Annotated in this window: 17 protein-coding genes and 3 tRNA genes; 16 read left to right on the plus strand and 4 right to left on the minus strand. The window is 74.0% G+C overall.

Translation table 11 applies throughout. The annotated features are described in order from the left end of the window. Positions 1-34 precede the first annotated feature (34 nt). Entirely contained in the window at positions 35-562 is a 528-nt protein-coding gene (gene ilvN / locus ACI79Y_RS01725) for an acetolactate synthase small subunit (RefSeq protein WP_457156831.1), read from the plus strand. A gap of 64 nt (positions 563-626) precedes the next feature. Beyond that, positions 627-1652: a ketol-acid reductoisomerase gene (gene ilvC, locus ACI79Y_RS01730; RefSeq protein WP_457140245.1), complete on the plus strand. Its 1026-nt coding sequence runs from the start codon at positions 627-629 to the stop codon at positions 1650-1652. Between the two features lie 93 nt (positions 1653-1745). On the opposite strand, the gene ACI79Y_RS01735 is transcribed toward ilvC, so the two are convergent. Continuing rightward, entirely contained in the window at positions 1746-2489 is a 744-nt protein-coding gene (locus ACI79Y_RS01735; RefSeq protein ID WP_457156832.1) for a hypothetical protein, read from the minus strand. 174 nt (positions 2490-2663) lie between these two features. Between ACI79Y_RS01735 and serA the strand changes: the two genes are divergently transcribed. From serA to ACI79Y_RS01800, 13 genes are all read left to right on the plus strand, one after another. Then, positions 2664-4277 carry a phosphoglycerate dehydrogenase gene (gene serA / locus ACI79Y_RS01740; protein ID WP_457156833.1) on the plus strand — a complete coding sequence of 538 codons (1614 nt, stop codon included), beginning with the start codon at positions 2664-2666 and terminating at the stop codon, positions 4275-4277. Between the two features lie 446 nt (positions 4278-4723). After that, entirely contained in the window at positions 4724-8137 is a 3414-nt protein-coding gene (locus ACI79Y_RS01745) for a S8 family peptidase (protein ID WP_457156834.1), read from the plus strand. A gap of 163 nt (positions 8138-8300) precedes the next feature. Then, positions 8301-9323, plus strand: a complete 1023-nt coding sequence (locus ACI79Y_RS01750) for a 3-isopropylmalate dehydrogenase (RefSeq protein WP_457156835.1) — start codon at positions 8301-8303, stop codon at positions 9321-9323. A 300-nt stretch (positions 9324-9623) separates the two neighbouring features. Next, the gene (cimA, locus tag ACI79Y_RS01755) at positions 9624-11279 is read left to right on the plus strand and encodes a citramalate synthase (protein ID WP_457156836.1); all 1656 of its coding nucleotides are present in this window, start codon (positions 9624-9626) and stop codon (positions 11277-11279) included. After that, complete coding sequence (locus ACI79Y_RS01760) at positions 11276-12490, plus strand: FAD-dependent monooxygenase (RefSeq protein WP_457156837.1); 1215 nt, start codon at positions 11276-11278, stop codon at positions 12488-12490. Before cimA ends, ACI79Y_RS01760 begins: the two co-directional genes overlap by 4 nt. A gap of 9 nt (positions 12491-12499) precedes the next feature. Further along, positions 12500-13312: a fumarylacetoacetate hydrolase family protein gene (locus ACI79Y_RS01765; RefSeq protein ID WP_457156838.1), complete on the plus strand. Its 813-nt coding sequence runs from the start codon at positions 12500-12502 to the stop codon at positions 13310-13312. Continuing rightward, complete coding sequence (gene gltX / locus ACI79Y_RS01770; RefSeq protein WP_457156839.1) at positions 13309-14778, plus strand: glutamate--tRNA ligase; 1470 nt, start codon at positions 13309-13311, stop codon at positions 14776-14778. The genes ACI79Y_RS01765 and gltX overlap by 4 nt, the downstream gene beginning before the upstream one ends. Before the next feature lie 128 nt (positions 14779-14906). Further along, a complete protein-coding gene (locus ACI79Y_RS01775; RefSeq protein WP_457156840.1) occupies positions 14907-16202 on the plus strand; it encodes a CPBP family glutamic-type intramembrane protease in 1296 nt (431 codons plus the stop codon). 85 nt (positions 16203-16287) lie between these two features. Then, positions 16288-16359 (plus strand) — tRNA-Gln (locus ACI79Y_RS01780). A 43-nt stretch (positions 16360-16402) separates the two neighbouring features. Continuing rightward, a tRNA-Glu gene (locus ACI79Y_RS01785) sits at positions 16403-16475 on the plus strand. Positions 16476-16583: 108 nt separating this feature from the next. Then, positions 16584-16656: transfer RNA gene (locus tag ACI79Y_RS01790), tRNA-Glu, on the plus strand. 221 nt (positions 16657-16877) lie between these two features. Further along, positions 16878-18554 carry a sodium:solute symporter family protein gene (locus tag ACI79Y_RS01795; RefSeq protein WP_457156841.1) on the plus strand — a complete coding sequence of 559 codons (1677 nt, stop codon included), beginning with the start codon at positions 16878-16880 and terminating at the stop codon, positions 18552-18554. 31 nt (positions 18555-18585) lie between these two features. Beyond that, positions 18586-18909, plus strand: coding sequence for a hypothetical protein (locus ACI79Y_RS01800; protein ID WP_457156842.1), 324 nt, complete (start codon positions 18586-18588; stop codon positions 18907-18909). Between the two features lie 64 nt (positions 18910-18973). Here ACI79Y_RS01800 and ACI79Y_RS01805 read toward each other — a convergent pair whose 3' ends face one another. From ACI79Y_RS01805 to ACI79Y_RS01815, 3 genes are read right to left on the minus strand one after another with little or no spacing between them, the layout of a single operon-like run. Next, positions 18974-19783, minus strand: coding sequence for a peptidoglycan DD-metalloendopeptidase family protein (locus tag ACI79Y_RS01805; RefSeq protein ID WP_457156843.1), 810 nt, complete (start codon positions 19781-19783; stop codon positions 18974-18976). After that, a complete protein-coding gene (locus ACI79Y_RS01810) occupies positions 19780-20289 on the minus strand; it encodes a hypothetical protein (RefSeq protein ID WP_457156844.1) in 510 nt (169 codons plus the stop codon). The genes ACI79Y_RS01805 and ACI79Y_RS01810 overlap by 4 nt, the downstream gene beginning before the upstream one ends. Before the next feature lie 41 nt (positions 20290-20330). Beyond that, entirely contained in the window at positions 20331-21032 is a 702-nt protein-coding gene (locus tag ACI79Y_RS01815) for an IclR family transcriptional regulator (protein ID WP_457084614.1), read from the minus strand. Between the two features lie 67 nt (positions 21033-21099). Here ACI79Y_RS01815 and leuC point away from each other — a divergent pair, with 67 nt between their 5' ends. Next, positions 21100-22521 carry a 3-isopropylmalate dehydratase large subunit gene (gene leuC / locus ACI79Y_RS01820; RefSeq protein WP_457156845.1) on the plus strand — a complete coding sequence of 474 codons (1422 nt, stop codon included), beginning with the start codon at positions 21100-21102 and terminating at the stop codon, positions 22519-22521. Positions 22522-22523 lie beyond the last annotated feature (2 nt).

Consider the following 22523-nt stretch of genomic DNA (forward strand, 5'->3'; position numbering starts at 1 on the left):
GGTTCCCCGGTCTCCTCTGAAAGGAACGTGTGCAATGCCACGCCACACGCTGTCGGTGCTGGTCGAGAACAAGTCCGGTGTGCTCGCCCGGGTCTCGGCGCTGTTCAGCCGGCGCGGGTTCAACATCGAGTCCCTCGCCGTCGGGCCCACCGAGAACCCGGACCTGTCCCGGATGACGATCGTCGCCGAGGCGGAGAGCCAGCCGCTGGAGCAGATCACCAAGCAGCTCAACAAGCTGATCGAGGTGATCAAGATCGTCGAGCTGGAGTCCGATGCCGCCGTCCAGCGCGAGCTCCTCCTGGTCAAGGTCCGCGCGCCGATGGCCGACCGCGCCCAGGTGCTGCAGACCGCGGAGCTGTTCCGTGCCCGGGTCATCGACGTCAACACCGAGACGGTCACCCTCGAGGCGACCGGCACGCCGGACAAGCTGCAGGCGCTGCTGGCCGTGCTCGCCCCGCTGGGGATCAAGGAGATGGCCCAGTCCGGCACGGTCGCGCTGGCCCGCGGCCCGCGGTCGATGAGCGGTGCCGGTACCTTGCGCCCCGTCGAGCGCTCCGCCTGAAGCTGCACCACCCCACCCGCGCTTTATCGCGATAAAGCACCGACCGAAGGAGAGCATCACCCGCATGGCCGCCGAGATCTTCTACGACGACGACGCCGACCTCTCGATCATCCAGGGGCGCACCGTCGCCGTCCTGGGCTACGGCAGCCAGGGGCACGCCCACGCGCTCTCGCTGCGCGACTCCGGCGTCGACGTCCGCGTCGGCCTGCCCGAGGGCTCGAAGAGCCGGGCCAAGGCCGAGGCCGAGGGGCTGCGCGTGGTCACCCCCGCCGAGGCCTCCGCCGAGGCCGACCTGATCATGATCCTGGCACCGGACCACGTGCAGCGGAAGCTGTACGCCGAGTCGGTCGAGCCCAACCTGCAGGCCGGCGACGCGCTGTTCTTCGGCCACGGGTTCAACATCCGGTTCGGCTACATCAAGCCCCCGGCCGACGTCGACGTCGCCATGGTCGCCCCCAAGGGCCCCGGTCACCTGGTGCGCCGGGAGTTCGCCGACGGCAAGGGCGTGCCCTGCCTGATCGCCGTCGAGCAGGACGCCAGCGGCAAGGCCCAGGCGCTCGCGCTCTCCTACGCCAAGGCGATCGGCGGCACCCGTGCCGGGGTCATCAAGACGACCTTCGCCGAGGAGACCGAGACCGACCTCTTCGGTGAGCAGGCAGTGCTCTGCGGTGGCATGTCGGCCCTGGTCACCGCCGGGTTCGAGACGCTCACCGAGGCCGGCTACCAGCCGGAGATCGCCTACTTCGAGTGCCTGCACGAGCTGAAGCTGATCGTCGACCTGATGTACGAGGGCGGCATCGCCAAGCAGCGCTGGTCGGTGTCCGACACGGCCGAGTACGGCGACTACACCTCCGGCCCCAAGGTCGTCGACGCCCGGGTCAAGGAGTCGATGAAGGACGTGCTCACCGCCATCCAGGACGGCTCGTGGGCCGCGGCGTTCATCGCCGACCAGGACGCCGGTGCCCCGGACTTCCAGGCCAAGCGGGCCGCCGCCGAGGCGCACCCGATCGAGGCCACCGGCCGCCAGCTGCGCGGCCTGATGAGCTGGGTGTCGGCCAGCGACGACTACACCGGTACCGCCGCGCGCTGACGCGGGACCTCCTGCCCCCCCCCGGTTCGCGGCGGGGGGCAGGAGGGCCTGGGACCACGGCCCCCGCAGCCTGCGCTGCGGGGGCCGTCGTCGTCACCGGTGGGTGGCGCGCCGGGCGCGGTGCGCGGCGAAGTACTCCGCCGCCGGGCGCAGGCACAGCAGCACCAGGATGGCCAGCGCCCCGAGGAAGAGCACCAGGGAGAAGACGAGGGCGCCGCCCGTCCCCGGCTCCCCGGAACCGGCGGTCGCGACCGTGGAGACCAGGACGAAGCCGGTGGTCACCACCGAGATCGACGAGCCCACCAGCAGCAGCACCCGGCTGCGGCCGCGCAGCGCGAGGACGCCGCCCCACACCATCACCACCGTCCAGGCCAGCGCGACCACGCCCATCACCACGAGGATCCCGCGCACACCGTCGAGCTCGTTCGAGTCCAGCTCGCCGCCCAGCGTGGGGTCGGTGGCCAGCGCCGCGTCGACCAGGTCGTCGATGAAGGCGCCACCGGCGAAGAAGGCCAGGGCGACCAGCACGCCCAGCGAGGCGTAGACGAGAGCCAGCACCGCCGCGGTGACGACCGCACCGGGCCGGGCCGGCGGCAGGGCCGGGTCGACGCCGCCGGGAGCGCCGCCGTAGGGCCCGTACCGGCCGTGGGTCGGCTGCTGGCCGTACTGCCCCCAGGGCACCTGCTGCGGTGCCTGCTGGGGTGACTGGCCGTACGGTCCCCAGGGCGCCGGCTGCGGTGACTGGCCGTACTGCCCGTAGGGGGACGGCTGGCCGGACTGCGGCTGCTGGCCCCACCCGGGCTCCTGCCGGCCGGGGACGTCCGGGTCGTTGCTCATGATCTCCTCCGCACGGGCCGGTGGCACCGGCGCTGCGGTCAGGATGGCGGCGCCGGGCGGCGGGGGGCAAGCAGCCCCACCCGGTCGCCAGACGCGCCCGCCCGGCGTCCACCCAGTGGGACCGGCGACACCGGCCCGACCAGCGGGGCGGCCGCGCTCCTAGGCTGTTGACCCGTGACCGCCACCACGCCCGGGACCGCGCCCGTCGTCCTCATCGCCGAAGAGCTCGCACCCAGCGTCCTGCAGGTGCTCGGGGACGACGTGGAGATCCGCCACGTCGACGGCGCCGACCGCGCCGCGCTGCTGCCGGCGCTGGCCGAGGCCTCCGCCGTCCTCATCCGCTCCGCCACCCAGATCGACGCCGAGGCGCTCGCCGCGGCCCCCCGGCTGAAGGTCGTCGCCCGGGCCGGCATCGGCCTGGACAACGTCGACGTCCCCGCCGCCACCGAGCGCGGTGTGCTGGTGGTCAACGCGCCGACGTCGAACATCGTCAGCGCCGCCGAGCACGCGGTGGCCCTGCTGCTGGCCGCCGCCCGGCACATCCCGGCCGCCGACGCCTCGCTGCGCGCCGGGAAGTGGGCCCGGTCGAAGTTCACCGGCGTCGAGGTCACCGACAAGACCGTGGGCGTGGTCGGGCTCGGCCGCATCGGCGTGCTGGTGGCCCAGCGGCTGGCTGCCTTCGGCGTCACCCTGGTCGCCTACGACCCCTACATCCAGCCCGGCCGTGCGGCCCAGCTCGGCGTCCGGCTGGTGAGCCTGGACGAGCTGCTGCGCGAGTCGGACTTCATCACCGTCCACCTGCCGAAGACCCCGGAGACCCTCGGGCTCATCGGCCGCGACCAGCTGGCCGCCACCAAGCCCGGCGTGATCATCGTCAACGCGGCGCGCGGCGGGCTGGTCGACGAGGCGGCGCTGGCCGAGGCGCTGCAGTCGGGTCAGGTGGGCGCGGCGGGCATCGACGTCTACGCCAAGGAGCCGTGCACCGACAGCCCGCTGTTCGGGCTGCCCAACGTCGTCGTCACCCCGCACCTGGGCGCCTCCACCACCGAGGCGCAGGACAAGGCCGGCACCGCGGTGGCCCGGAGCGTGCGCCTGGCGCTGCAGGGCGACTTCGTGCCCGACGCGGTCAACGTGCAGGCCGGTGGTGTGGTGGCCGAGGACGTCCGCCCCGGGCTGCCGCTGGCGGAGAAGCTCGGCCGGGTGTTCACCGCCGTGGCCGGTGGGCTCGCCCAGTCGGTGCACGTCGAGGTGCAGGGCAAGATCGCCGAGTACGACGTCTCGGTCGTCCAGCTCGCCGTCCTGCGCGGGGTCTTCACCGACGTCGTCGAGGAGCCGGTCACCTACGTCAACGCCCCGCTGCTGGCCGACCAGCGCGGCCTGGACGTGGGGCTGTCCAGCAGCACGGAGAGCCCGGACTACCGCAACCTGATCAGCATCCGCGGGGCGATGGCCGATGGCACGGAGGTCGCCGTCTCCGGCACGCTGTACGGGAAGAACCAGGTGCCCAAGCTGACCGAGGTCAGCGGCTTCGACCTGGACCTGACCGCCGACGGGTACCTGCTGTTCTTCGTCTACGCCGACCGGCCCGGGGTGGTCGGCGCCGTCGGTGCCGCGCTGGGGGAGGCGGGGATCAACATCGCCGGCGCCCAGGTCAGCCGGACGAACCAGGGTGGCGACGCGCTGATGGCGGTCACCGTCGACAGCCCGGTCAGCGGCGAGCTGCTCGCCGACATCGCCGGCCGCATCGGCGCCCGCCAGGTGCGGGCCGCGGACCTGAACCCCAGCTGATCCCACCGCGACCCCCGAGGCCGCGCCGTCCCACCCGGACGGCGCGGCCTCGCTGCGTCCGGGGTCGGGAGCGTCCGGGGTCTGGGGCATCCGGGGTCCGGGGCATCCGGGGTCCGGAGCATCCGGGATCGGGTGCGTCCAGGCCCGGGAGCGTCCAGGCCCGGGGGCGCCGTCCGCGACACCCGGCGAGGTCGTTGAGCGTCACCCGATCGTGTCGACCGCGCCACGAGCACTGCGCCGAATGGCCCACGCCACGACCAGCGGAACGTGTTCGGAACGTATGACGAACACCGCGGTCACCGAGCCGCGGCAGATGCCCCGCGCCGGCCGTGCGACTGCGCCGAACGGCCTATTGGCCGTTAGCCACGGCAATGACCACGCTCTGTCTGGCCCGTCTGACAGTGCGTGCAGCCGGGCCTGGCGCAAGGACACTGACAGGGGTGCACGTGGGTTCCAGGAGCACACACACGAACCGGGCGGGACGCCGGCGCGTCGCCGTCCGGACGGGGGTCGTCGCCGTCGCGGCGGCCCTCGCGACCACCGGGGGGACGACCGGGGCGCTCGCCGCGCCGGCGGCGCCGATCGCCGACCGGGCGCAGGCGGAGCTGACCGCCGGGCAGCTGGCGCAGGTCCAGGCCGCGGTGGCCGCCCGGGGTGCGGGGGCCGTCCCGGCCGGACTCCCCGAGAGCGGGCCGGCCTCCTTCTTCCTCCAGCTGGACACGCCGGCGACCTCGCAGGTCTACGCCGACGCCCTGGCCGCCGGGAGCCCGGCCCAGGCGGCCGACGCCGCCCGCGCGGCGAAGCCCGGGGTCGAGGCCGCGGCCGCGGACGTCGTCGGGGAGCTGCCGGCCACGGTGCCGGACGCCGAGGTGCTGTACACCGCTTCGACCGTCGTCTCCGGCGTGGCGGTCGCCGCCGACGCCGCCGACCGGGCCGCACTGAGCGCGCTGCCCGGCGTGACCGCGGTCCTCCCGATCACGCCGAAGACGGTCAGCAACACCGGTGCCGCCCGGGTCGTCGACGCGGTCGCCGCGTGGCAGGACCTGGGCAACACCGGCGAGGGCGTCTCGATCGGGATCATCGACACCGGCATCGACTACACCCACGCCGACTTCGGCGGCAGCGGCGACGTCGCCCAGTTCACCGCCCTCCAGGCGGCCGAGGCGGCCCCCGCCCCGGTCGGGGTGTACCCCAACGCCAAGGTCGTCGGCGGCCGCGACTTCGTCGGCGACGACTACAACGCCGACCCGACCAGCCCCGACCACCAGCCGGTGGCCCGCCCCGACGACAACCCGCTGGACTGCAACGGCCACGGCACCCACGTGGCGGGCACCGCCGCCGGGTACGGGGTGACCGCCGACGGGGCGACCTACCGCGGCGGCTACGGCGACTCCTTCGACGCCGGCAGCCTGCGCATCGGTCCCGGCATGGCGCCGGAGGCCTCCCTGTACGCGCTGAAGGTGTTCGGCTGCGAGGGCTCCACGGACGTGACCGTCCAGGCTCTCGAGTGGGCCATGGACCCCGACGGTGACGGCTCCATCGAGGACCACCTCGACGTCGTCAACCTCTCCCTCGGGTCGGACTACGGCCTGGCCGACGACGCCGACGCCGTGGTCGCCAACGAGGCGATGAAGCACGGCATGCTCGTGGTGATGTCGGCCGGCAACGCCGCGGACAGCTTCGACATCAGTGGCTCGCCGGGCAACGCGCCCCGCGGCATCGGCGTGGCCGCCTCCAACGACGGCTACGGGATCTTCGACGGCTGGCAGGTCGTCGCCGGCGGCGGTCCCGAGGGCGTCCGCCCGGGGCTGCGGTCGATCGCCTACAGCGACCTGGACGAGTCCGGGGCCGTCGAGCCCGACGTCACCGCTCCGGTCGTGCTGCCCGAGGCAGGGGACGACCCGACCGGCTGTGCCCCCTGGAGCGGGGACTACAGCGGCGAGATCGTGCTCGTCCAGGCGGCCGGCTTCGCCTGCGGCTCGGTGGCCAAGGGCGGCAACGCCCGCGACCACGGCGCCGCCGGCTTCATGATCATCGGTGACGACGACCTGCTGGAGACCGGCATCACCGGCGTCCCGCAGATCCCGGGCATCCTCACCACGGCCACCGACGGCGCGGCGCTGGCCGACGCGGTCGCGGCCGGCCCGGTCACCGTGACCTTCGGGCCGAGCCTCAAGGACGCCGCCACCGTCGACTACCCGGCGCAGGTCGACCTGCTCGCGTCGTTCTCCTCCCGGGGCACCCGCCAGGCAGGCGGGCTCAAGCCCGACGTCTCCGCTCCCGGCGTGACCCTCTACTCCGCCGCGGTCGGCACCGGCACCCAGGGGGTCAGCGAGTCCGGCACCTCGATGGCCGCGCCGACCGCCGCCGGAGTCACCGCGCTGGTCCGTGCGGCGCACCCGGACTGGACGACGGAGGAGGTCAAGGCCGACCTGATGAACACCGCGGGCGCCGACGTCCACACCGCCGACGGCACCGTGTACGGCCCGAACCGGCAGGGCGCCGGCCGGATCGACGCGCGGGCGGCGCTGGCCAACCAGGTCCTCGCCTACGCCGACGCCGGCTCCGGGGTCGTCTCGGCCTCCTTCGGCGTGGTCGAGGCGGTCGACCCCAAGGTCGTGCAGAACCGCCAGGTGACCGTCTCGAACAAGAGCGACCGGACGGTCACCTACACGCTCGCCTACCAGGGGCTGGCGCAGCAGCCGGGCGTCACCTACCGGGTGGAGCCCTCCGTCGTCTCGGTCGCCCCGCGCACCGAGACGGTGGTCAACGTGGTCATGACCGTGACCCGCGACCAGCTGCGCAAGGTCGCCGACCCGACCGTGGTCACCGACGACGGGCGGCAGTTCCTCGGCGAGGCCAGCGGCCGGCTGGTCCTCACCCCGAAGACCGCCGGTGCGCCCGCGCTGCGGGTCCCGGTGCACGCCAACGCGAAGCCCGCGTCGAACCTGGTCGCCCAGGACCGGCAGCCGGGGCAGACGATCGCGCTGGTGGGCCGGGGCGTGGCCAACGGACCGTTCGGAGAGCCGTCGTCCTACACCTCCCTCGGGAGCGCGTTCGAGCGGCTGGGCGTGAGCCCGCAGCTGCCCAAGTGCACGACCGAGGCCCGGTCGGACTGCTACAAGTCCGAGCTCGAGCGGTCGGTGGACCTGGCCCAGGTCGGGGTCGCCTCCGACGTCGCGGCCAGCCCGGACGACCCGTGGCTGTACGTCGGCGTCTCGGCGCACGGCCGGTACACCTCGCCGGAGACGGCGGTGAACTACGGGGTGTACCTCGACGCGACCGGTGACGGGGTCTGGGACTACCAGGTGACCACCACCCGGATCGCCGACTACGACGCCCCGCTGGTCGTGGTCACCGACCGGGAGTACGGCCTGCTCCCGAGCGACGACGACCCGTGGATCGGCTACCTGAACGTGGCCGACGGCACGGTGGACACCAACGCCTTCGACTCCGACGTCCAGCTGCTCGGCGCGCCGCTGTCCGTGATGCCCCTGGTCACCACGGACGCCAGCCGGATCACCTTCGGCGTCCAGTCGACCAGCGCCTACGGCACGGTCGACGACCTGGGCACGGTGACCGGGCCGAACGGCGGCGCAGAGCTCGCCCCCGAGCGGATGAGCTTCGACCCGCTGCACCCGGGGCTGTCGTTCACCGCCGCCGACGGGCCGGCGGTGCTCGTGCCGGTCACCGGGGGCAGCACCATCGCGGTGACGCAGAGCCCGGCCTACGCCCAGGACACCGCCGTCGGCGGGCCCAAGGGCGCGATGGTCGTGCTGCAGCACAACAGCAGCACCGGACCGGGCCGGACCCAGTTCGTCCCGGTGGCCGTGCGGCCAGGCGCACCGGCCGCGCCGTGACGGTGCCGGCCGGCCCGGCGCGGCGCCGGGCCGGCCGGCCCTGACCTCCCGCACCACCACCGCTCGACCACCGGCGCCCCCCGGCGAGGACCTCCCTCGCCGGGGGGCGTCCGGCGTGTGCGGGTGGTGGTGGGCCGGACCCCGCCCACTAACCTCAGGCCTCATGCGGCTGGCAGTGGTCCCTGGAGACGGCATCGGTCAAGAAGTGGTGGCGGAGGGCCTCAAGGTCCTGGGCGCGGTGGCGCCGGACGTCGAGACCACCCGGTACGACCTGGGCGCGGCCCGCTGGCAGCGCACCGGCGAGCTGCTGCCCGACGCGGTGCTGAACGAGCTCCGCCAGCACGACGCGATCCTGCTCGGCGCCGTCGGTGACCCCAGCGTCCCGGCCGGCATCCTCGAGCGCGGCCTGCTGCTGAAGCTGCGCTTCGAGCTCGACCACCACGTCAACCTGCGCCCGGCCCGGCTCTTCGACGGCGTGACCAGCCCGCTGGCCGACCCGGGCGAGATCGACATGCTGTGCGTCCGGGAGGGCACCGAGGGCCCCTACGTGGGCAACGGCGGCGTGCTGCGCCGGGACACCCCGCACGAGGTGGCCACCGAGGTCAGCCTGAACACCGCCTTCGGCGTCGAGCGGGTGGTCCGCTACGCCTTCGAGCGGGCCACCGCCCGCCCGCGCAAGCACCTGACGCTGATCCACAAGACCAACGTGCTCACCCACGCCGGGTCGCTGTGGTCGCGCACCGTGGAGGAGGTGGCCGCGGAGTTCCCCGAGGTCTCCGTCGCCTACCAGCACGTCGACGCCGCGGCGATGTTCTTCATCACCGACCCGGGCCGGTACGACGTGATCGTCACCGACAACCTCTTCGGCGACATCGTCACCGACGTCGCGGCCGCGGTCACCGGCGGCATCGGGCTGGCGGCCAGCGGCAACCTCGACGTCTCGGGCACCAACCCGAGCATGTTCGAGCCGGTGCACGGTTCGGCGCCGGACATCGCCGGGCAGGGCATCGCCGACCCGACCGCCACCGTGCTGTCGGTGGGCCTGATGCTGGAGCACCTGGGTCGCCCGGAGCTGGCGAAGAAGGTCAACGCGGCGGTCGCCTTCGACCTGTCCACCCGTGACCCGAAGGCGCAGGTCCGCACCGCCGAGGTCGGCGACCGGCTGGCGGCACTCGCCGGCGGCTGACGGGCGTCGGCCGGCGGGCCGGAACGACGTGCGCTGAGGGCCAGTTCGGGCGTGCCGAACTGGCCCTCAGCGCACACTGTCGTCTCCCGTGGAGCGGCTGACAGTGGACGGCGTCGTCGTCCCAGGCAGTGGACGCGGCGTTCCACCTCGGCGGCCACCGTGGTCTACTCGGCGTGATGGACGCCACCGGCACGATCATCATCGCCTAGCGCGCAGCCCCCTCCCCGACTGCGCGCGACCTCCCGTACCCCGGGAGGTTTTTTCGTGTCTGGGGAGGATCCACCTGACCCGGGAGAGCACGTGCCCACCGAACTGGACCACCACGACTTCGACACCGATGCCTTCCACGTCTTCGACACGACGCTGCGCGACGGCGCCCAGCGGGAGGGCGTGACCTACTCCGTCGCCGACAAGCTCGCCGTCGCCCGGCTGCTGGACGAGATCGGCGTCGGGTTCATCGAGGGCGGCTGGCCCGGGGCGCTGCCCAAGGACACCGAGTTCTTCGCCCGCGCGCGCACCGAGCTGCAGCTGCAGCACGCCCAGCTGGTCGCCTTCGGCGCCACCCGCAAGGCCGGCGTCCGCGTCGAGGACGACCCGCAGGTGCAGGCGCTGCTGGACTCGGGGGCGCCGGTGGTCTGCGTCGTTGCCAAGTCCGACGTCCGGCACGTCCGCGAGGCGCTGCGCACCTCGCTGGAGGAGAACCTGGCGATGGTGGCCGACACCGTCAGCCACCTGGTGGCCGCCGGACGCCGGGTGTTCGTCGACTGCGAGCACTTCTTCGACGGGTACGCCGTCGACCCCGACCACGGCGTGCGGGTGCTGGCCGCCGCCTTCGCCGCCGGCGCGGAGGTCGGCGTCCTCTGCGACACCAACGGCGGCATGCTGCCGACGGGGGTCGCCCGGGTGGTGGCCGACGTGCGCTCGCGCGTCGTCGGCCGGCTGGGCATCCACTGCCAGGACGACACCGGCTGCGCCGTCGCCAACTCGCTGGCCGCGGTCGAGGCCGGCGTCACGCACGTCCAGGGCACCGCCAACGGGTACGGCGAGCGCGCCGGCAACGCCGACACCTTCGCGCTGATCGGCAACCTGGTCACCAAGATGGGCCTGCCGGTGGTGCCGGCGGAGTGCCTGCCGGAGCTGACCCGGGTCAGCGCGGCGATCGCCGAGCTGGCCAACATCGCCCCCGACGACCACCAGCCCTACGTCGGCGCCTCGGCGTTCGCGCACAAGGCAGGCCTGCACGCCAGCGCGATCAAGGTCGACCCCCAGCTGTACAACCACCTGGACCCCGCCGTCGTCGGCAACGACATGCGGATCCTCGTCACCGAGATGGCCGGCCGCGCCTCGGTCGAGCTCAAGGGCCGCGAGCTGGGCGTCGACCTCGACGGCCAGGGCGACGCCATCGGCCGGGTCGTGGACCAGGTCAAGGTGCTCGAGGCCGACGGGTGGTCGTTCGAGGCCGCCGACGCCTCCTTCGAGCTGCTGCTGCGTGCCCAGCTGGCCGGCGCCCCCGAGCCGCTGTTCGAGCTGGAGAGCTACCGCACCTCGGTCGAGCACTGGGGCAACGGCGTGGTGGTCAGCGAGGCCACGGTGAAGGTGCACGTGCGGACGGCGTCGGGGGAGCGGGAGCGGATCATCAGCACAGCTGAGGGCAACGGACCGGTCAACGCCCTGGACAACGCGCTGCGCCAGGCCCTCGTCGGCCAGTTCCCGGCGCTCGCCGGGGTGTCGCTGGCCGACTACAAGGTGCGCATCCTCGGCTGGAACGGCGGCACCAGCGCCACCACCCGGGTGCTCATCGACAGCACCGACGGCGCGGGGGAGTGGACCACCGTCGGCGTGCACGACAACATCGTCGAGGCGTCCTGGCACGCCCTGGTCGACGCGCTCACCTACGCGGTGCGGCACCGGCCGGGAGCGCCCGCGGCGGTCCACCCCGCCTCCGGTCCCGCATGACCGGACCGGGCTCGGCGGTCGTGGTCGGCGGCGGGGTCGCGGGGCTGGCCGCGGCGGCCTCCCTGACCCGGGCCGGCTGGCGCGTCCGCGTGCTGGAGCGCGCCACCGCTTTCGGGGAGGTCGGCGCGGGGCTCGCGGTCACCCGGAACGGGATGGCGGCGCTCGACGCCCTCGGGGTCGGCGACCGGGTGCGCGCCGCCGGGCACCGGACCGCGGCGGCCGGCACCTGCGACCGGCACGGCCGGTGGCTGCTGCGGATCCCCGAGACCCCGGATGCGATGAACGTCGCCTGGGGCGTGCACCGGCAGCGGCTGCACGCGGCGTTGCTCGATGCCGCCGCGGCGGCCGACCTCGCCCCCGGCGCCCGCGTCGTCGGCGTGCAGCCGGGCGACCCCGAGGGCGCCCCCGCGGTGGTCACCTGGCTCGACGACGCCGGGGAGCACGCCACCACCGCCGATCTCGTCGTGGCGGCCGACGGCGTCCGCAGCACCGTGCGCAGCGCGCTGTTCCCGGGGCGCCGGGCAGCACTGCGCTACAGCGGGCGGACCAGCTGGCGGGCCGTGGTGGACGACGACAGCACCCCGGACGCCGGGTTCGCCGCCCACTGGGGCCCCGGCGCCGAGTTCGGCACCGTGCGGATCAGCCCCACGCAGGTGTACTGGTACGGCTACGTCCGTCACCCGGAGCGGACCCCGCTCGCCGACGAGCTGGCGGCGGCGGTCGACCGGTTCTCCGGCTGGTCCGCCGAGGTCCGGGCCACGATCGCCCGCACCACCCCCGGGCAGCTGCTGCGGCACGACGTGCACTCCCTGCCGCGTGGGCTGCCGGCCTACGTGCGCGGGCGCACGGTGCTCATCGGCGACGCGGCCCACGCGATGCTGCCCACCATGGGCCAGGGCGCGAACACCTCCCTCGAGGACGGGGTCTGCGTCGGGCGGCTCATCGGCGGGCCGGTGGGTGCGGGCACGGCCCTGCGCGCCGCGCTGGCCGCCTTCGACCGCGCCCGCCGTCCCCGCTGCCGGCAGATCGCCCGCCGCTCGGCGCAGACCGCGCGGTTCGGCGCGCACGTGCCGGGCGGGCTGCCCCAGACGCTGCGCAACGCCGCCCTGCGGGCGGTCCCGGTGGGGCCGGCCGTGGCGGCGGGCACCGCGGTGCTGCGCTGGGAGCCGCCGCCCGGCGGGGCCGCGTCGGCGCCCGGCGGCCCCGGCTAGCCTGACGACGTGCGCATCGTCCGTTACGCCCACCCAGCCGGCATGTCCTTCGGGGTCCTCGACGGGGACGGCCAGGTCGCCCAGATCGAGGGCCACCCGTTCGGCCAGATCTCCTTCACCGGCCAGCGGTTCGCCGCCGCCGACGTCCGGCTGCTCTCGCCCATCCTGCCGAGCAAGGTGGTCGGCGTCGGCAAGAACTACGCCGAGCACGTGAAGGAGATGAACACCGGCGACGCCCCGGCCGAGCCGCTGATCTTCCTCAAGCCCTCCACCACGGTGATCGGCCCCGGCGACGCGATCCGCATCCCGCCGGGCAGCAGCAACGTGCACCACGAGGTCGAGCTCGCCGTCGTGATCGGCGCCCGCGGCGCCCGCCAGGTGACCCCGGAGCAGGCCCCGGCCAGCATCTTCGGCTACACGATCGGCAACGACGTCACCGAGCGGGACATGCAGCGCGGCGACGGGCAGTGGACCCGGGCCAAGGGCTTCGACTCGTTCTGCCCGCTGGGCCCCTGGATCGAGACCGACCTCGCCGGCCTGGGGAAGGACCCGGCCGACCTGGAGCTCAGCTGCAGCGTCGACGGCGAGCGCCGCCAGTCCGGCCGTACCAGCCAGCTGCTGTTCGACGTCCCGCGGCTGATCTCGCACATCTCCCAGGTCATGACGCTGCTGCCCGGCGACGTCGTGCTCACCGGCACTCCCGCGGGCGTGGGGCCGATCCGCCCCGGCCAGCGCGTCGAGTGCACCATCGAGGGCCTGGGCACGCTGACCAACTCCGTCGCCGGCGCCGACCCGGCCTCCACCGCGGGTGGCGCCCGATGAGCGTCAAGACCCGCTTCTGCCCGTCCCCGACCGGGCTGGTGCACGTCGGGGTGATGCGGGCGGCCCTGTTCAACTGGGCGCACGCCCGGCACACCGGCGGCCGGTTCCTGTTCCGGATCGAGGACACCGACGCCGCCCGGGACTCCGAGGAGTCCTACCGGCACCTGCTGGACTGCCTGCGCTGGCTCGGGCTGGACTGGGACGAGGGCCCCGAGGTCGGCGGGCCGAACGGCCCGTACCGCCAGTCGGAGCGCGCGGAGGTGTACCGGGAGGTCGCGGCGAAGCTGCTGGCCGCCGGGCACGCCTACGAGTCCTTCTCCACCAACGAGGAGGTCGACGCGCGACGGCGGGCCGCGGGCCAGGACCCCAAGCTCGGCTACGACAACGCCGACCGCCACCTCACCGAGGAGCAGAAGGCCGCCTTCCGCGCCGAGGGCCGACAGCCGGTGCTGCGGCTGCGGATGCCCGACGAGGACATCAGCTGGACCGACCTGGTGCGCGGTGAGGTGCGCTTCGCCGCCGGCTCCGTCCCGGACTTCGTGCTCGTCCGCGGCAACGGCGCCCCGCTGTACCCCTTCGTCAACCCCGTCGACGACGCGCTGATGGGCGTCACCGACGTGCTGCGCGGTGAGGACCTGCTGCCCTCCACCCCGCGGCAGCTCGCGCTCTACCGCGCGCTCACCGACATCGGTGTCGCCACCGGGACACCGCGCTTCGGCCACCTGCCGCTGGTCAACGGCGAGGGCAACAAGAAGCTGTCCAAGCGCGACCCGCAGTCGAACTTCGACGTCTACCGGGAGCGCGGCTTCCTGCCCGAGGGGCTGGTCAACTACCTGGCGCTGCTGGGCTGGTCGATCGCCGAGGACCGCGACGTCTTCTCCGTGCAGGAGATGGTCGAGGCCTTCGACGTCACCCGGGTCAGCGCCAACCCCGCGCGCTTCGACCTGAAGAAGGCCGAGGCCATCAACGCCGCCCACCTCCGCGCGCTGCCGGCCGGGGAGTTCCTCACCCGGGTCGTGCCCTTCCTGGCCGCGGCCGGGCTGGTCGCCGACCCGCCCACCGCCGAGCAGCAGCGGGTGCTGGAGGCGATCGCACCGCTGGCCCAGGAGCGCATGATCGTGCTGTCCGACGCCGTCGGGCTGCTCGGCTTCCTCTTCACCGAGGACGTCGAGATCGACCAGGCGGCCGCTGACAAGCAGCTGGGCGCGGGGGCCGGCGAGGTGCTCGACGCGGCCACGGCCGCCCTGCGCGACCTCGCCGACTGGAGCACCCCGGCCATCGAGGCGGCGTTGAAGGAGGCCCTCGTCGACGGGCTGGGCCGCAAGCCCCGCCAGGCGTTCGGCCCGGTTCGGGTGGCGGTCAGCGGCCGCACCGTCTCCCCGCCGCTGTACGAGTCGATCGAACTGCTCGGCCGTGAGCGCACCCTCGCGCGGCTGGCCGCCGCCCGCGGGATCGCGACGGGATGACCGGCTGGGGTGGTGTCCCGGCCGGGCAGCCGAACCGGCCCTACACGGGCCCGCCACCCACGGGCCCGCACGGGGCGCCACCGGTGGTGCCCCGGGTCGCTGCCTGGTACCCGCCCCCGGGTCAGCCGGTGCCCGCCGGGCCGGTGCCGTCCGGTCGGCGCTCCCGGCCGGTCACCCCGCCGGGAGCGCCGCCGCACGACACCCCACAGCCCTACGCCCTGCTCATGCGGGCCCGCGACTGGGCGTGGTGGCGGCCGGTGCTCGGGCTGCTGCTGCTCTGCGTCCTCTACCTGGTCGCCGGGGTGGTGATCGCCGGGGTCGCGCTGGTCACCGGGCTCACCGTCGACCTGTACATGGACCTCACCGACGCCGGTGTGCTGCTGCTGACCAACATCTCGCTGATCGTCGCGATCCCGATCATCTGGCTGTGCTGGGCGGTGGCGCACGGCATGCGGATCGGCTGGTCCTCATCGGTGCTGGGCCGGCTGCGCTGGCGGCTGTTCGCACCGCTGGGCTGGCGTGGCCTGGCCAGCCTGGGCGTCGCGGTGGCCGTGCTGGTGGTCATCGACACCGTGACCGGGCCCGGCGGCGTCACCGGGCCGTCGGCCTCCTACGGCTGGCTGGTCCTCGTCGTCGTGCTGACCACCCCGCTGCAGGCCGCGGCCGAGGAGTACGGCTTCCGCGGCTACCTCAGCCAGGCGATCGCCGGCTGGATCGGTCGGCCGCGGGCCGGTGCGCTGGTCGCGGCCGTGGTGACCGCGACGCTGTTCTCCGTCGCCCACCTCCCGCCGGACGCCGAGTCCTTCCTCTACCGGTTCGCCATGGGCCTGTCGTTCTCCGCCCTCGTCTGGTGGACCGGCGGCCTGGAGGCGGCGATCGTCGCCCACGCGGTGAACAACATGGTGATCTTCCTGCTGGGCGGCGCGCTGGGCGGAGCGGTCCAGGCCGACGCCTCCGGCGACCTGCTCGGCTGGTGGGCGGCGCTGCTGGGGACCGCCGGCATGGTCGCCTACGTGCTGTGGGTGCGGGCCCTGAGCCGCCGGCTGCGCCCGGAGCTGCTGAGCCCGGCCCTGGACCTGCGGGGTGCGGCCCAGGGCCCGAGCGGCCCGAGCTGGCCGCCCGCCGGCCCGCCCCCGTACGTGGTGCCGCCCGCCCTGCCGGCGCCGGCCCATGGCCCGTCTGGCTATGGCCCACCCGCTTACGGCCCACCGGGGTACGGCCCACCCGCTTACGGCCCACCGGGGTATGCGCCACCGGGGTACGCGCCACCGGGGTACGGCCCACCCGCTTACGGCCCACCGGGGTACGCGCCACCGGCCTACGGACCTGCCTACGGGCCGCCACCGGGGTACGGGCCGACGGCGGCACCTGCCGGGTCACCGCCCCCGCCGGACGACCGCTGGGCACGGCCACCGGGGGGCTGACGCGCCGGGCAGGGGGGTGCCTCCGCACGCTCGCCGCGCATCGGGTATCGTTTCTTCCCGTCGCCGCAAGGCGGTGCACGGCCAATGGGGTATGGGGTAATTGGCAGCCCGACGGTTTCTGGTTCCGTTAGTCTAGGTTCGAGTCCTGGTACCCCAGCGAGGAAGCACCATCTCCTCCAGCACCACCCAGCACCACGCACGGCCCCGTCGTCTAGCGGCCCAGGACGCCGCCCTCTCACGGCGGTAGCGAGGGTTCGAATCCCTTCGGGGCTACAGCGGAGAGCCCCCGACCCACCCGGGTCGGGGGCTCTCGTCGTTCCCGGGCCGGGCCACCCCGGGTCCACCGCCCCGGACCCGGTGTGGCAAGATCTCTGCGCGCACGGCCCCGTCGTCTAGCGGCCCAGGACGCCGCCCTCTCACGGCGGTAGCGAGGGTTCGAATCCCTTCGGGGCTACAGCGGAGAGCCCCCGACCCACCCGGGTCGGGGGCTCTCGTGTTCTCGGTCACCGGGGTCACCCGTCCCGGTGACCACCGAAATGTTTGGCCCGCGCAACGGTGTTAGCGTCCCGTTGCTGTTCACCGCGCCGCACCACCGTGCCCCGCCCTGACGGCAGGAAATGGCCACCCGCCGCACCCGTGCCGGTGGCCGTCACCCCAACCAGGAGGGACCCCTCGGTGGTGCTCGCTGCTGACGAGACCTTGCGGCTCGACGCCAACGTCGTCGACTACCTGCTCGTCGTCGCCTACTTCGCTGTCGTGCTGCTCATCGGCTTCGCCGCCCGGCGCCGGGTGTCCGACAGCCTCGACTTCTTCCTCTCCGGCCGGTCGCTGCCGGCCTGGGTGACCGGGCTGGCGTTCATCTCGGCCAACCTCGGCGCCGTCGAGATCATCGGCATGTCGGCCAACGGCGCCCAGTTCGGCATGGCCACGTTCCACTACTTCTGGATCGGCGCCGTCCCGGCCATGCTCTTCCTGGGCGTCGTGATGATGCCCTTCTACTACGGCTCGAAGGTCCGCTCCGTGCCGGAGTTCATGCGCCGGCGCTTCGGCACCGGGGCCCACCTGGTGAACGCGCTGAGCTTCGCGCTGGCCCAGGTGCTCATCGCCGGCATCAACCTGTACCTGCTGGCCACCATCGTGAACGCGCTGCTCGGCTGGCCGCAGTGGATCTCGCTGATCGTCGCCGCGGTCATCGTGCTCAGCTACATCACCCTCGGCGGGCTCTCCGCGGCCATCTACAACGAGGTCCTGCAGTTCTTCGTCATCGTCGCCGCGCTGCTGCCGCTGACCCTCATCGGTCTGCACCGCGTGGGCGGCGTCGGCGGGCTGATCGACGCGGTCCGCGACAGCGGCAACGAGAACGACCTCAGCTCCTGGCCGGGCTCGGACCTGACCAGCATCGACAACCCGGTGCTGTCGGTCATCGGGATCGTCTTCGGTCTGGGCTTCGTGCTCTCCTTCGGCTACTGGACGACGAACTTCGTCGAGGTCCAGCGGGCGATGGCCACCAAGAACATGTCCGCGGCCCGGAGCACTCCCATCATCGGGTCGTTCCCGAAGATGTTCATCCCGTTCATCGTGATCGTCCCCGGCATGATCGCCGCGGTGCTGGTCAACGAGACCGCGGACCTGAAGGCCGGCGGGGACCCGGGCGTCACCTACAACGACTCGATCCTGCTGCTCATCCGGGACGTGCTGCCCAACGGCTTGCTGGGCGTGGCGATCGCCGGTCTGCTGGCCTCCTTCATGGCCGGCATGGCGGCCAACATCTCCGCCTTCAACACCGTCTTCAGCTACGACCTGTGGCAGCAGTACGTGAAGAAGGACCGCCCCGACGAGTACTACCTGCGGGTCGGTCGGCTGGCCACCGTCGGCGCCACCGTGGTCGCGATCTTCACCGCGCTGATCGCGGCGAACTTCGACAACCTGATGGACTACCTGCAGACGCTGTTCGGGTTCTTCAACGCCCCGCTGTTCGCCACGTTCATCCTGGGCATGTTCTGGAAGCGGATGACGCCCACGGCCGGGTGGACCGGCCTGGTGTCCGGCACGCTCGCCGCGGTGCTGGTCTGGTCGCTGAGCGAGACCGGCGTGATCGGCCTGGAGGGGCAGGGCGCCAGCTTCGTCGCCGCCGGTGCCGCGTTCGTCGTCGACATCGCCGTCAGCGTCGGGGTCAGCATGGTCACCCGGCCCAAGCCGGTCGCCGAGCTGGCCGGGCTGGTCTACTCCGAGACGCCCAAGGAGGTGCGCACCGACCCGGACGCGCACCTGCTGCCCTGGTACCAGTCGCCGACCAAGCTGGCCGGCATCGCCCTGGTGCTGGTCATCGTCCTGAACCTGATCTTCCGCTGACCGTCGCCAGCGTTCCCCAGAGGAGCAACCCATGAGCACTGCAGACAACGGGCAGGACGCGGGCCAGGCGTCGGCCGGCACGAAGCGGCACACCGCGGGCGCGTACGACGTCCGGACGGTCATCGCCGGGCTGATCGGCTTCTACGGCGTCGTCCTGGTGGTCCTCGGCATCGTCGACTACGGCGACGCCGAGGCGGCCAAGACCGGCGACTGGAACGCCAACCTCTGGGTCGGCATCGGCATGGTGGTCTTCGCCCTGGCGTTCGCCGCCTGGACCCGGCTGCGGCCGGTCGTCGTCGAGGACGACCACGCGGTCGAGGACCCGACCGGGGGCGCGGACACCGCGGGCCGGTAGCCCGGAGCCGAACCAGACGACGGCCCGCAGCGGGAGCTCCGCTGCGGGCCGTCGCGCGTCCGGGTCAGCCGGCGGCCGGCTCGAGCAGCTCGCCGTCGGCCGGCAGGCCGTCGGCGCCGTCGGTGCCCCCGGCCCGGAAGGCCATCGGGATCCCGGCCGCCCCGGCCACCCCGGCCGAGTCGCACAGCTGGACGTGCAGGTGCGGCTCGCTGCTGTTGCCGGAGTTCCCGCACTCGGCCAGCTGCTGGCCGGCGACCACCCGCTCGCCCAGCCGGACGAGGACCGAGCCGCGCCGGAGGTGGCCGAGCGCGGCGTGCACCCCGTCGTCGGCCCGGACGACGACGTGGTTGCCGAAGATCACGCGGGTTCCGCCGAACATCCGGACGAGGCCCTCGGGGCCCAGCAGGTACAGCACCGACAGCCAGCCGCTGCGGGCCCGGTGGTCGCGCTGCCGCTGGTGCACGCGCACCACGACGCCGTCGACCGGGCTGAACAGCGGCTGGCCGAACGCCGGGTACTCCTCCGGCCGGCGCCACTGCCCGCCGGACCCGAACCCGGGGCGGCTGCCATCCGGCGGGTCGAGCACCAGGTCGATGGCGTAGGTCTGGCCCAGACCGTTCGTCCCGTGCGAGGGGGTCTTCGTGGCGGGGGAGTTGAGCGCCCGCCACGGGCCACGCACCGGTGACTCCACGACCCGCAGCGGCGCCTCGGGCGGCCGCACCCGGTCCAGCAGGCTCAGGCCGACCAGGACGACGATCGCGGCCAGTGCACCCCCCGGGACCAGGCGCGTGCCCTCGGCCAGGATCAGCAGGAGGGCCAGCGCCGGCAGCGACGACCGGACCCGGGCTGCCAGCCGGCGCACCGTCGGGCTCACGACGCCACCGCGGCGAGGACGACGTGCAGCGGGACGACCCGCTCGGGCGGGACCCCGTACGCGCCTCGCGCGGTCGTGCGCAGCCAGCCGGCGGCGGTGAGCTGGCGCAGGTGGTGGTGCAGCTGGCCGGTGGTGCCCAGGCCCGGGAGGGCGGCCAGCGCCGCGGTCGTGGTGGTGCCGCCCAGCACCTCGCGCAGCAGCCGGAGGCGCACCGGGTGGGCTAGCGCCGACAGGGTGGAGGCGAGGGCGTCGTCGACTTCGGGGCCGGTCGAGCGGATCTCCTCGGCCCCGTGGGTCCGCTGCCAGGCGTACTCCTCGCCGCCGGGCAGGCGCACCTGCCCGCCGTAGGCGACTGCGCCACCGGGCAGCTCCGCCGCGTCGCCGGCCAGCCCGGTCAGCAGCCAGAACCGCTCCTCGTCGGGGAGGGCCGGACCGGGTGGGGTCGGTCGGCGGCGCTCCAGGGCGGTGAGCCGTTCCTCGATCCGGGTCAGCCGAGCGTCGTCCATGCTCGGCACTCTACGGAACTACGTAGCAACGATCCAGCGTCTCAGCGCGCGGCGCGGGAGATCGCCAGCGCGGCGTCGAGCACCGCGGCGACCACCTCCGGGCTCGGCCGGCGGCCCAGTCGCTCGATCGGGCCGGAGATCGACACGGCGCCGAGCACGCCGCCGGTGCCGTCCCGCACCGGCGCGGACAGCGACGCGACGCCCGGCTCCCGCTCGGCGATGCTGTGCGCCCAGCCGCGGCGGCGGACGTCGAGCAGCGTGCGGGCGGTGAAGCTCGCCGAGGGCAGCAGGGCGTTCACCTCGTCGGCGGGGGTGAACGCCAGCAGGGCGTGGGCGGCCGATCCCGCGGTCAGTGGCAGGCGGGCGCCCACGGGGACGGTGTCGCGCAGGCCGCTCAGCCGCTCGGCCGCGGCGATGCAGACCCGGCTGCTCCCGTCGCGCACGTAGAACTGGGCGCTCTCCCCGGTGGCGTCGCGCAGCCCGGGCAGGTGGCGGCCGGCCAGGTCGGCCAGGTCGGCGCCGCCCCGGCCCAGCTCGGCGAGTGCCGGGCCGGGCGCCCAGGCCCCGCCGGCGGTCCGCCGCAGCAGGCGGTGTCCCTCCAGGGCGGTGGCCAGCCGGTGCGCGGTCGCCCGGGGCAGGCCGGTGCGGTTCACGAGCTCGGCGAGGGTGGCGGGCTCCTCGGTCACCGACCGGAGGATGGCCACTGCTTTGTCCAGCACGGCAACGGGGTTAGGCTGTCCCACGTAGCAATACTCGCATCCCAGTGGGTGAGACGGTCAACCGCCGTCGCCCGATCGAGGAGGACGCACCGTGGGCAGGACCCTGGCGCAGAAGGTGTACGAGCAGCACGTCGTCCGGCGGACGGCGGGCGAGCCCGACCTGCTCTACATCGACCTGCACCTCGTGCACGAGGTGACCAGCCCCCAGGCGTTCGACGGCCTCCGTGCCGCCGGCCGCACCGTCCGCCGGCCGGACCTGACCATGGCGACCGAGGACCACAACGTCCCGACGCTGGACATCCTCAAGCCGATCGCCGACCCGGTGTCCCGCGCCCAGGTCGAGGCGCTGCGGCGCAACGCCGCGGAGTTCGGCATCCGGCTGGCCCCGATGGGCGACCGCGACCAGGGCATCGTGCACGTCATCGGCCCGCAGCTGGGTCTCACCCAGCCGGGGATGACGATCGTCTGCGGCGACAGCCACACCTCCACCCACGGGGCGTTCGGGGCGCTGGCCTTCGGCATCGGCACCAGCGAGGTCGAGCACGTGCTGGCGACCCAGACCCTGCCGCAGCTGCCGGCCAAGCAGATGGCGGTGACCGTCGACGGCGAGCTGCCGCCCGGCGTCTCGGCGAAGGACATCATCCTCGCGGTCATCGCCGAGATCGGCACCGGCGGCGGCCAGGGTCACGTCATCGAGTACCGGGGCAGCGCGATCGAGGCGCTGTCCATGGAGGCCCGGATGACGATCTGCAACATGTCGATCGAGGCCGGCGCCCGCGCCGGGCTGATCGCCCCCGACCAGACCACCTTCGACTTCCTGGCCGGCCGCCCGCACGCCCCGCAGGGCGCCGACTGGGACGCCGCGGTCGCGGAGTGGCGCACGCTGCGCACCGACGACGACGCCGTGTTCGACCGCGAGGTGCGCATCGACGCCGCGTCGCTGACCCCCTACGTCACCTGGGGCACCAACCCCGGCCAGGGGCTGCCGATCGGCGCCAGCGTCCCCGACCCGGCGCAGATCGCCGACGAGAGCGAGCGCCGGGCCGCCGAGTCCGCACTGGCCTACATGGGCCTGACCGCCGGCACCCCGCTGCGCGAGATCGACGTGGACACCGTCTTCCTGGGCTCGTGCACCAACGGCCGGATCGAGGACCTCCGGGTCGCCGCCGCACTGCTGAAGGGCAAGCGCGTCGACGCCAGCACCCGGATGCTCGTCGTCCCCGGCTCGGTGCAGGTCAAGCAGCAGGCCGAGGCGGAGGGCCTGGACCGGGTCTTCCTCGAGGCCGGGGCCGAGTGGCGGGGCGCGGGCTGCTCGATGTGCCTGGGCATGAACCCCGACCAGCTCAAGCCCGGCGAGCGGTCGGCGTCGACCAGCAACCGCAACTTCCAGGGCCGGCAGGGCAAGGGCGGGCGCACCCACCTGGTCTCCCCGGCGGTGGCCGCGGCCACCGCGCTCACCGGCCGGCTCACTGCCCCGGCCGACCTGCCCGACGCCGTTCCGACGACCGTCTGACC

It is taken from the genome of Modestobacter sp. SYSU DS0875, from assembly GCF_054050915.1.